Below are 9,857 nucleotides of genomic sequence, written 5' to 3' on the forward strand. Positions count from 1 at the left end.
CGCCCCCGCCGCGGCCGCGGGACCGGCGGACCGGTCCGCCGGGCAGGCCGAGCAGACCGCGCAGCAGCACCGCGGCCAGCGCGCACGCCGTCCGCAGCGGCTCTGCCGCCCGGTTCCGCGCGGCCGAGGCGGTGATCCGCACCAGCCGCCAGAGCGCCGCCTCGCCGCGCCGCAGCCACCAGCCGGCCAGCAGCGCCGCGCCGAGGTGGGCCGCCAGCATCGCCGGCGTCATCCCGAGCACGCCGCCCTGCCACCAGGGCGCGGCCGCGTACGCCTGCGGGTCCAGACCCGCGCCGGCCACCACCTGCTCGGCGGTCGGACTCCCGGGCAGACCGAGCAGGGTGCCGGGGCGGGCCTCGTTGCAGACCAGCCGGCTGGCCACCTGCGGCAGCGTCAGCGGGCCGGAGCCCAGCGGGCCGCCGTGGTGGTGCGCGCCGGCCGCCGCGTGGCCGCCGTAGGAGTGGAAGAGCAGGTGCAGCCCGAACTGGCCCGCGCCCAGCGCCCCGGCGATCGCGCCGAGCGAGCGCTCCCGCCCGCCGAGCACGGTGGCGAGCACCAGTACGGCCGCGAACCCGGCCGCGAGCGTGGGCAGGGCGACCTCGCCGCCGGCCGCGAACGCGTGCCCCGCGGCCGCGATCAGCGTGCACACCAGGGCGAACGGAACCGCCCGGGCAAGCCGCAGGTCCCAGGCGGCGGCCCCCACCGGCGCGTCCGGTGCGGGGGCGCCCGGGTGCGGGGCGGCGGCTGGGGCATTCATGGCCGGGACATCATCTCATCGCCCACACCCACCGGATCGGCAGGGTGGGAAATCCCTACGAATGCCCCGTTCGGCCCCGCGCACGGCCCCCGGTGTGCGCTGCTCGGCACATGCCTGTCCCCCCGTCCATCCGCCGAACGGGCGGTAGCGGGCCCTCGGCACGGTTCACCTCCGCACCACCCGGAGATACCTCGTTATATGTGGAGCCGCAGCCAGGAGGGACCTCCCGTGGACATCTGGTGGACTCTGCACCTCAAGCGCGACCCGGCCAGCGTGCCGCTCGCGCGCCGCATACTGCTCGGCGCGATGGCGACCGCGGGCGTCGATCCGCAGATCGCCCACGATCTCGGCGTCGCCCTCAGCGAGGCGTGCGCCAACGCGGTCGAGCACGGCGCGTGCGGGCGGCCCGACGACGGCTACCAGGTCACCGCCTCGATCAGCGGCGACCTGCTGCGGATCGAGGTGACCGACTCCGGTCCCGGCCTGCCCTGTCCCGACCGCCCGGCCCGCCGTCCGGCCCCCGCCGCCGTCCCCGCAGCACCGCCCGCCCGACCGGCGGGCCGGGCGCAGCCCCGCCGCCGGGCCCGGCGCGGCCGCGCCACCGTCCCGGCCTCGCTGCTCACCGCCCACCGCCCGCGCCGCGACGGCCGCCCGTACGACACCCACGTCCTGCCGCCCGCCGCCGACCCGGTGCCCACCTTCCGGCCGGTGGACCTGGACGCCCTGCCCGACCTCACCGCGGAGTCCGGCCGGGGCCTCTTCCTGATCCACGCCCTCACCGACCACGTCCAGCTCCGCAACCATCCGCTGCGGGGGGCGATCGTCAGCTTCGACAAGATCCTCAAGTGGCAGGACGGCGCGCTGCTGCGCCGGGCCTCGTAGCCGGGGCGGGCGGGCCGGGGTCAGTCGCGGGTGGTGGGGGTGGCGGCGGTGGCGGTCCGGTTGCGGCGGCGGGCGACGACGACGGCCCCGAGGCCGAGGGCGATCGCCACAACGCCGGTGACGGCGAGCGGCACGTTGCCGGAGCTCGCGCCGGTGCCGGCCAGCCGGGGGCCGGTCGGGTCGCCGCCGGGGGTGCCGGGGGTGCCGGGGGTTGTGCCCGCGGCGGTGGCGGAGGGTGAGGGCGACGCGGTCGGTGAGGTGCTCGTGGTGGGCGTCGCCGACGCCGTCGGGGAGCCGCCCACGGTCGGGGCGGTGGTGACCGGGTCCGGCTCGGTGAGGGTGAGCTTGCTGGTCAGCGAGCCGAGCAGCCGGTTGCAGCGGTACTTCACATTGACCGGGCCCACCCCGTACGGGAGCACCTCCGAGGAACCGGCGACGGTGACGCCGTAGTCCCCGGCGCTCGGGCCCGGACCGTCGGCGAACTGCAGCTCGGCGGTGATCATCTCGTGCGCCGGGACCTGGAAGGAGCCGATGGCGGTCGTCCCGGTGCCGTCGTTCGGCTCGACCGGGGTGAAGGGGCCGCCCTGGATCCTCACCAGGGGCTTGAACGGGGCGCTGCCCTGCGGGCCCTCGATCCGGTAGGTGATCCGGAAGTCCGTCAGCACGGTGTCGCTGCTGTTGTAGAAGGAGAAGGCGAGGTTCTGCGGCGGGCCGCCCCTGACCAGCGTCGCCGCGGTCGGCACGGCGTGGGTCGGCATCGCGACCTGGTACTCGGACTCGCAGCCGGCGGGCAGGGTCGAGGTGGCCGACGGGGTGGCGGTCGCGGTGCCGGGGGCCGAGGAGGTCGGCGTGGCCGAGGGCGTGTCGGAGGCCGACGGTGTCGCCGTGCCGGAGGCGGTCGGGGTGGGCTCACCGGTGGTGGCCGTGGCCGTCGCCGTGGTGGTGGCGGTCGCCGTCGGCTCGGCCGTCGCGCTCGCCGAGGGCGACGGGCTGCCGTCGACGGCGGCCGCGAGGGTGGTTCCGCCGGCCAGCACGCCGCCGGTCAGGACGAACAGGGTGGCGGTGGCCGCCAGGCGGGAAGTGCGCACAGGGGAGCTCCGGTGAAGGTCGGGCGAAACCGCTTGCGCATGGGGGACGTTCGAAGGGTCCGCACGGTTGTACGGACCCTTCGGACGTTCCGGCGGTGGAGCGTCAGCTGTGCGCGCCGGCCTTGCGGCGGCGCAGCACGAACAGGGTCCCGGCACCGGCCGCGAGCACGGCGGCACCGCCGAGGGCGATCGGCAGGGTGTTGGAGCTGGAGCCGGTGTCGGCCAGGTGGGGGCCGCTCACCGCGGACGGCGAGGCCGTCGCCTTGAGGGGGGTGGCGGCGGCGGTGGTGGACGAGGACTTGTCGGCTACCTTGAAGTCGCCCTCGTAGTAGTTGCCGTAGTGGGTGCAGCTGTTCGGCAGGGTGGAAGCGGGCTTGGGGAGGTCCGGCGTGTTGTCGAAGGCCTCGGAGCCACCGCCCACGGTGCCGCCGTAGTCGCCGACGGGGGCGGTGTTGGCGGCGATCCGGAACTGGATGGTGAGCTTCTCGCCCTTGGCGATCTTGTGGGTCCCGGTGTTGATGGCGCGGTCGACCAGTTCGGCCGGCTTCCAGTCCGAGCCGGGCAGCCGGAGCTGGACGGTGAAGAAGTCGGTCCGCCAGTCCAGTGGACGCTCGTTCCCGTTGTCGGTGATGTAGATGCTGGACGAGAACTTGGCGAGGTCCACGCCGGTGGTGTTCTCGAAGGTCACCTGGACCTCCTGGGCCGGTCCGCCCTTGACCAGGGTGGTTCCCCAGAGGCCGGTGCCGGTGGTCTTGAGGTTGTCACCCCCGTGGACGCCGCCCTGGCAGCGGTTGGTGAACGTGGGTGCCGGGGGCGTGGGGTGGGTGGTCGGCTTCGTCGCGGTGGCCGACGGCGAGGTGGAGGCGCTGGGCGAGGTGGAGGGGTTCGGCGAGGTGGGCGCCGTGGGCGTGCCGCCGGCGTTCGGGGAGCCGCTCGGGGCCGCCGTGGTCGGGGCCGCGGTCGTCGGAGCCGCGCTGGTCGGGGCCGCCGTGGTCGGGGCCGGGGAGACGGCGGCGGCGCCGGCGGTGGCCGTGCCGGCCGTCGCGCCGAGGGAGAGCGCGATCAGCGTGGACGCGGCCAGAAGGCGGGAAGTGCGCACGGTCTTGCTCCAGCTTGATGAAGTCTGTCCGAATATGGGCGACTTGGCGCCTTGGTGTGATCACCGGCGCGTCGCAGGAGCGGCACCATATCGGAGGGTGGGCGAAGTGTCCGCCCCGGGGGCCCGGAATGCGGTCGGCGACGGCCTACCCTGGCGCGATGGGTGCGGTGGGCGAGTGGGACCTGAGGCGGCTGCGGGTGCTGCGGGCGGTCGACGAGTGCGGGACGGTGACGGCGGCGGCCGAGCGGCTCCATCTGTCGCCCTCGGCGGTCTCGCAGCAGATCTCGGCGCTGGCCCGGCAGGTGGGTGCGCCGATGCTGGAGCCCTACGGCCGACGGGTGCGGCTGACCCCGGCGGCCCGGCTGGTGCTGCGTCACGCGGCGGTGGTCTTCGGACAGCTGGAGCGGGCCGAGGCCGAGCTGGCCGGCTATCTGCACGGCGAGGCGGGCGAGGTCAGGGTGGGGGCCTTCGCCACCGCGATCACCGGGCTGCTGGTTCCGGCGGTGGCCCGGCTGCGCGAGGCCGCGCCGAGGCTGACCGTGCGGGTGCTGGAGGCCGAGGCGGACGAGGCGGTCCGGCTGCTGGCGGCGGGGGACGTCGACCTGGCGCTGTCGCTGGCCGTCGGACCGGTCGGCCGGGGCCCCGGATTCGTCGAGACGGAGCTGCTCAGCGACCCGTTGGACGTCGCGCTGCCGCCGGGGCACCCGCTGGCCGGGACGCCGGGGCTGCGGCTGGCGGACCTCGCGGCGGAGCCGTGGATCTACGGCGCGGCCGGGCCCTGGCGGGAGATCACCACGGCGGCCTGCGCCCAGGCCGGCTTCACCCCGGAGCGCGCGCACACCGCCGCGGACTGGACCGCGATCCTGGCGATGGTGGCGGCCGGACTGGGGGTGGCGCTGGTGCCGCGGCTGGCCTCGGCCGGACGGGGCGGCGCGGCGGTCGTCCGGGCGCTGCCGGCGGACCTGCCGACCCGCCGGGTGGTGGCGGCGGTCCGGGCCGGCACGGAGCGGACGCCCCCGCTGCGCCGGGTGTTCGCGGAGCTGACGGCCGTCGCCGGGACCCTTCAGCCGAACTGAACGGTTCGCTCAGTTCTTTGTGATGGACCTGAGCGGTTGCGCAGCGTGAGGGTGGGGGCATGACCACCGAACGGAACCCAGGCCCCCGTCCCGACCAGTTGTCCGACGCCGACGCCCCGCCGTACGGGGGCGGCAACCCCTACGCCGACTACCGCTCCGCCGAGTTCCCCTTCACCGGCCTGGTCGACCTCGCCGACCGCCGACTGGGCGGCGCGGTCGTCGCCGCCAACGACGAGCTGTTCGCCGAGCGGGAGAACCTGCTGCTGCCGGGCGCGGCCGAGTTCCGCCCGCACACCTTCGGCAACAAGGGCCAGATCATGGACGGTTGGGAGACCAGGCGGCGGCGCGGCAGCGGCGCCGGACACCCGCACCCGACCGCCGAGGACCGCGACTGGGCGCTGATCCGCCTGGGCGTGCCGGGAGTTGTGCACGGCGTGGTCGTCGACACCGCGCACTTCCGCGGCAACTACCCGCAGCAGATCGGCGTCGAGGGTGCCGAACTCCCGGGCACCCCGGGCCCGGAGGAGCTGCTGTCCCCGGAGACCGAGTGGCATCCGCTGGTCCCCCGCTCCCCGGTGCGCGGCCACGCCGCCAACGGCTTTGCCGTCGAAGGGGGCCGACGCTTCACGCACTTGAGGCTCAGCCAGTTCCCGGACGGCGGCATAGCCCGCTTCCGGGTGCACGGCGAGGCCCGTCCGGAACCGGCCTGGCTGGCCGCGCTCGGCACCTTCGACCTGGCCGCGGTCGAGAACGGCGGCGCCGTCGAGGACGCCTCGGACCGCTTCTTCTCCTCCCCGGTCAACCTCGCCCTGCCCGGCAAGTCCGGTGCGATGGGTGACGGTTGGGAGAACCGGCGGCGCCGCGACGACGGCCACGACTGGGTCCGGCTGCGGCTGGCCGGGCGGGGCGCGGTCCGGGCGGTGGAGGTCGACACCGGCTACTACGTCGGCAACGCGGCCGGCTGGGCGGCGCTGTCGGGCCGGGACGAGCAGGGCGCCGACCCCGAGGCCTGGTTCGAACTGGTGCCGCGCACCCGGCTCCAGCCGGACGCCGTGCACCGGCTGGTGGTCGACACCCCGCGCCCGGCCACCCATGTCCGGCTGGACGTCTTCCCGGACGGCGGGATCGCCCGGTTGCGGCTGTACGGCGGGCTGGTCTGACCCGGTCCCGTCCGGCGGCCCCGGTCCGACCCGGGGCCGCCCGGCGGGCCGCGCTCCGTTTGCCGGGTCTGGCGGCCCGCCGGACGATGGGGGCATGATGCACCAGATGCGGGCCGAGTTCGGCGCCGGCGGCGCGTCCGCCGGGGTGCGGCTGTGGCACATGGTCCGAGGCGGCGAGGACGCGGCGATGTGCGGCCGGGAGATCGACGCGGCGGCGCCTGCCCGGGAGGCGACGGACTGGGGGCACACCCCCGAGCTCTGCTGCCACACCTGCGGCGCCTATGTCCTGCGCGAGTCCCCCTACCTGGGGGACGAGCACCGGCCGGGACCTCCCGGCGAGCAGCCGGAAGCCGGCTGGCCGACGGGCTGACCCGGGGCGGCGGCGCGCTCCCGGAGGGCCCGGGGCTACCGTGGGCGCCATGGACAAGTCCCTGGTCCGGCCCCGCTCGCTCGTCCGTGAGGCCGCCTCGCTGCGGGCCGGTGTGCCGACCCCGGCCGTCCACGTCGACCGGCTCTGCGCCCGGATCGAGCAGGTGGACCCCCTGATCCACGCCTTCGTCCCCGAACCGGGCCGGGCCGACCGGCTGCAGGCCGAGGCCCGGGCGCTGGTCGCCCGCCATCCCGACCCGGCGCAGGCGCCGCCGCTGTACGGGGTGGCCGTCGGGATCAAGGACATCGTGCACGTCGACGGCCTTCCCACGCACGGGGGTTCGCTGCTGCCCCCGGGTGTCCTGGCCGGGCCGCAGGCCACCGTGGTGGACCGGCTGCGGGCGGCCGGCGCGCTGGTCGCCGGCAAGACCGTGACCGCCGAGTTCGCGGGCAGCGCGCCCGGCCGGACCCGCAATCCGCACCGCCCCGAACACACCCCGGGCGGCTCCAGCAGCGGTTCGGCGGCGGCGGTCGCGGCCGGACTGGTGCCGCTGGCGATCGGCACCCAGACGATCGGCTCCGTGGTCCGCCCGGCCGCCTACTGCGGTGTGGTGGGCTTCCGGCCGACCTTCGGGAGGATCCCGACGGCGGGCGTGCTCCCGAACGCGCCGAGCTTCGACACCGTGGGCCTGTTCACCGCCGATCTGGCGGGCGCCGCGCTGGCCGCCCCGCTGCTGTGCGACGACTGGGACCACGCGGCCGGGCCGGACGACGGGACGAGCGGAGGGGCGTGGGCGGACGGGGCACCCGTGCTCGGCGTCCCGGTGGGCCCGTACCTGGACCGGGCCGGACCGGAGGCGCGACAGGCGTTCGACCGGCAGCTGGCGCTGCTGGCCGCCCGCGGGCTGACGGTCCGCAGGCTCGATCTGCTGCCCGACTTCGAGGAGTTGGAGCGGCAGGCGCAGACGGTCAACCGCTTCGAGATGGCGGCGAGCCACACCGACTGGTTCGCCCGCTTCGGCGACCTCTACCGGCCGGAGACGGCGGCGAGCATCCGGCACGGGCGGACCGTCGACCCGGCCGACCGGGCGGCCGCGCTGCGTGCCCGGACGGCCTTCCGGGAGCGGCTCGCCGAACGTCGGCAGCGGGCCGGGGTGGACCTGCTGCTGGCGCCCTCGGCGACCGGCCCGGCCCCGCTCGGGCTGGACAGCACCGGCAGCGCGGTGATGTCACTGCCGTGGAGCTTCGCCGGACTGCCCGCGCTCAGCCTGCCGGCCGGGGTGACGGCGGCGGGGCTGCCGCTCGGCCTCCAGGTGGTCGGCGAGGCCGGGGCGGACGAGCGGCTGCTGGCGCTGGCTGCCGTCCTGGAGCGGGTGCTGGACGGCGCCTGAGGCGGGACCGGGTGCGCCCCGGGGTGATGGGCGCCGGGCCTCAGGCGGTGAACGCGGGCCCGTCCGGGTCGGTGGCGTCCGAGCGCAGCCGGCGCAGCACGGCGCGGTGGGCCCGGTCGTACGGGGTGTCGTCGTCGAACAGCAGGGCCTGCGGGTTGGCGTTCTCCAGCAGGGCGATCAGGGTGAAGGCGATGTCCTCCGGGTCGGCGTCGGGCCGCAGTTCGCCGGTGTCGAGGGCCTCGGTGACCAGGCCGAGCACGGTGGCGTGCCACTCCCGCCAGTTGGCGGCCAGGGCGTCGCGCAGCGGGCCGGGCCGGGCGTCGTACTCGGCGTTCACCTCGTAGAAGAAGCAGCCGCCGGGGAAGACCCGGGCGCGCGAGTAGGCCAGCCAGGACTCGCAGAGCAGCCGGACCTTGCGCAGGCCGGGGGGCTCGTCGCGGACCGGTGCGAGCACCGCGTCGGCGAAGATCCGCCGGGCGGCCCGGACGGTGGCGAGCTGGAGCTCCTCCTTGGAGCCGAAGCCGGCGAAGACCCCGCTCTTGCTCAGGCCGAGGTCGGTGGCGAGCCGGCCGATCGACAGCGAGTCCAGCCCTTCGACCGAGGCGATCGCGACGGCCCGGCCCAGGACCGTCCGCCGGGTCTCCTCGCCGCGTTGCACCCGTCCGTCCGTGGTCGATGCGGCCACCGTTCACCCCAGTCCTCCGGCCGTTCCCCGGCCTTTCCGTCCGTGGGGCCAGGGTAGCGGGGAGCGTCCTCCGATCTGAAAATAGCACGAACGGTCGTGCTAATATCTCGCCCAGTTCGGCTCTCTTGCCCCTCGGCACCCACAGGAGTTCCGCATGGACCCCGCCGTCGCACTGATCCGCACCACCCTGAACACCGCCTCGCTGGCCGCCCCCCGGCTCGCCGGTCGCGCCGCCTTCGAGCTCTACCGCCACCCCCTGCGCCGCAGCCGGCTCCGCCCCGGCGAGCGCGAGGTCCACGACCGGGCCGTCACCGGGACGCTCCGGCACGGGGACGTGCGGGTGGTCGTCCACCGCTGGGGCGACGGCGCCCGGCCCGTCCTGCTGATGCACGGCTGGCGCTCCCGTGCCTCCCGCTTCGCGCACCTGGTGCCCCGGCTGCGCGAGCTCGGCCTGACCGCGGTCGGCTACGACGCCCCCGGGCACGGCGACTCCGGCGGGCGCAGGGCCACCGTGCTGGACCACCGGACCGTCGCCCTGCGGCTCCAGGAGCAGTACGGCGGCTTCGAGGCGGTGGTCGCCCACTCGCTGGGCGTCAACGCGGCCTTCCTGGCACTGCGCGAGGGCCTGCGGGCGGAGCGGCTGGTCGCCTTCTCCGGCGCCTCCGAGCTCTCCTGGCTGCCGACCGCGTTCTGCGAGCGGCTGGGCCTGAACGCCACCGTGGAGCGGGAGCTGCGCCGCCGGGAGGCGAGCGGCGCGATGTTCCCCGGGGTGGCGGACATCCGCACCCACTTCGACGCCGCCCGCGAGCCCGGGGAGATCGACCTCCCGATCCTGGTCGCGCACGACGAGGAGGACGACGTGGTCCCGTTCTCGCACGCCCACCGGCTCCGGGCGGCGTACGGGGAGCGGCTGGAACTGCTGGCCACCCGGGGCCTCGGCCACCGCCGGATCCTCGGCGAGCCGACCGTGCTGGACCAGGTGACGGGCTTCCTGGCCGCCGGGGCCGACTCCGGGGCGGGCCCCGGCCGCCGGGGCGCGGACGGACCGGGGACGACGGTGGGCGCGGTATGAAACTCCTCGAACTGCACACCCGTTCCCTGGAGTTGGCCGCCGCCGTGGTGGACACCGTGCAGCCGGAGCAGCTGGTGCTGGCGACACCGTGCGCGGGCTGGCCGCTGCGGCGGCTGCTGGAGCACGCGGTGGGCCAGCACCGGGGCTTCGCCGCGGCCGCCCTCGGCGCCGGGGCGGACCTCGCGCGCTGGCGCGACGTCCCGGTCCACGGCGACCCGGCGGGCGCGTTCCGGCGGTCGGCGGAGCAGCTGACCGCCGCGTTCGCCACCGCCGGCGCG

At 76.3% G+C, this 9,857-nt stretch carries 11 protein-coding genes; 7 read left to right on the forward strand and 4 right to left on the reverse strand.

Annotated features, from left to right (window positions below):
• The coding region (locus BI06_RS10095) for a hypothetical protein (RefSeq protein ID WP_158516412.1) at positions 1-757 on the reverse strand (757 nt) is incomplete at its 3' end.
• Positions 758-985: 228 nt separating this feature from the next.
• Here BI06_RS10095 and BI06_RS10100 point away from each other — a divergent pair.
• Positions 986-1,639 (forward strand): ATP-binding protein, encoded by a 654-nt coding sequence (locus tag BI06_RS10100; RefSeq protein ID WP_030392299.1) that lies wholly within the window; start codon positions 986-988, stop codon positions 1,637-1,639.
• Between the two features lie 20 nt (positions 1,640-1,659).
• Here BI06_RS10100 and BI06_RS10105 read toward each other — a convergent pair whose 3' ends face one another.
• Positions 1,660-2,727 (reverse strand): hypothetical protein, encoded by a 1,068-nt coding sequence (locus BI06_RS10105; RefSeq protein ID WP_043467086.1) that lies wholly within the window; start codon positions 2,725-2,727, stop codon positions 1,660-1,662.
• A 103-nt stretch (positions 2,728-2,830) separates the two neighbouring features.
• Positions 2,831-3,826 carry an LAETG motif-containing sortase-dependent surface protein gene (locus tag BI06_RS53325; protein ID WP_030392297.1) on the reverse strand — a complete coding sequence of 332 codons (996 nt, stop codon included), beginning with the start codon at positions 3,824-3,826 and terminating at the stop codon, positions 2,831-2,833.
• A 158-nt stretch (positions 3,827-3,984) separates the two neighbouring features.
• On the opposite strand from BI06_RS53325, the gene BI06_RS10115 reads away from it, so the two are divergent.
• The 4 genes from BI06_RS10115 (at position 3,985) to BI06_RS10130 (ending at position 7,822) form a co-directional block, all read left to right on the forward strand.
• The gene (locus tag BI06_RS10115) at positions 3,985-4,902 is read left to right on the forward strand and encodes a LysR family transcriptional regulator (protein ID WP_369826080.1); all 918 of its coding nucleotides are present in this window, start codon (positions 3,985-3,987) and stop codon (positions 4,900-4,902) included.
• A gap of 59 nt (positions 4,903-4,961) precedes the next feature.
• Positions 4,962-6,062 carry an allantoicase gene (alc, locus tag BI06_RS10120; protein WP_051740614.1) on the forward strand — a complete coding sequence of 367 codons (1,101 nt, stop codon included), beginning with the start codon at positions 4,962-4,964 and terminating at the stop codon, positions 6,060-6,062.
• 94 nt (positions 6,063-6,156) lie between these two features.
• Positions 6,157-6,432, forward strand: coding sequence for a hypothetical protein (locus BI06_RS10125; RefSeq protein WP_051740615.1), 276 nt, complete (start codon positions 6,157-6,159; stop codon positions 6,430-6,432).
• Positions 6,433-6,481: 49 nt separating this feature from the next.
• Positions 6,482-7,822: an amidase gene (locus tag BI06_RS10130; protein ID WP_043467089.1), complete on the forward strand. Its 1,341-nt coding sequence runs from the start codon at positions 6,482-6,484 to the stop codon at positions 7,820-7,822.
• 40 nt (positions 7,823-7,862) lie between these two features.
• Here BI06_RS10130 and BI06_RS10135 read toward each other — a convergent pair whose 3' ends face one another.
• On the reverse strand, positions 7,863-8,507 hold the full coding sequence (locus tag BI06_RS10135; protein ID WP_043467092.1) for a TetR/AcrR family transcriptional regulator: 645 nt from the start codon (positions 8,505-8,507) through the stop codon (positions 7,863-7,865).
• Between the two features lie 154 nt (positions 8,508-8,661).
• Here BI06_RS10135 and BI06_RS10140 point away from each other — a divergent pair, with 154 nt between their 5' ends.
• Together BI06_RS10140 and BI06_RS50510 are read left to right on the forward strand one after the other, a co-directional pair.
• Positions 8,662-9,579, forward strand: coding sequence for an alpha/beta hydrolase (locus BI06_RS10140; protein ID WP_043467095.1), 918 nt, complete (start codon positions 8,662-8,664; stop codon positions 9,577-9,579).
• Positions 9,576-9,857 (forward strand): maleylpyruvate isomerase N-terminal domain-containing protein (locus tag BI06_RS50510; protein ID WP_199523265.1); only part of this gene is annotated, 282 nt, incomplete at its 3' end. The genes BI06_RS10140 and BI06_RS50510, both read left to right, overlap by 4 nt.

Origin of the sequence: Kitasatospora sp. MBT66 (assembly GCF_000710405.2) — a bacterium.
GTDB lineage: Bacteria > Actinomycetota > Actinomycetes > Streptomycetales > Streptomycetaceae > Kitasatospora > Kitasatospora purpeofusca.

What these genes read in the sequence shown, in the direction of transcription:
- BI06_RS10115 (WP_369826080.1), top strand. Translation starts at nt 3,985, where the DNA reads ATGGGTGCGGTGGGCGAGTGGGACCTGAGGCGGCTGCGGGTGCTGCGG.
- alc (WP_051740614.1), top strand. Translation starts at nt 4,962, where the DNA reads ATGACCACCGAACGGAACCCAGGCCCCCGTCCCGACCAGTTGTCCGAC.
- BI06_RS10125 (WP_051740615.1), top strand. Translation starts at nt 6,157, where the DNA reads ATGATGCACCAGATGCGGGCCGAGTTCGGCGCCGGCGGCGCGTCCGCC.
- BI06_RS10130 (WP_043467089.1), top strand. Translation starts at nt 6,482, where the DNA reads ATGGACAAGTCCCTGGTCCGGCCCCGCTCGCTCGTCCGTGAGGCCGCC.
- BI06_RS10140 (WP_043467095.1), top strand. Translation starts at nt 8,662, where the DNA reads ATGGACCCCGCCGTCGCACTGATCCGCACCACCCTGAACACCGCCTCG.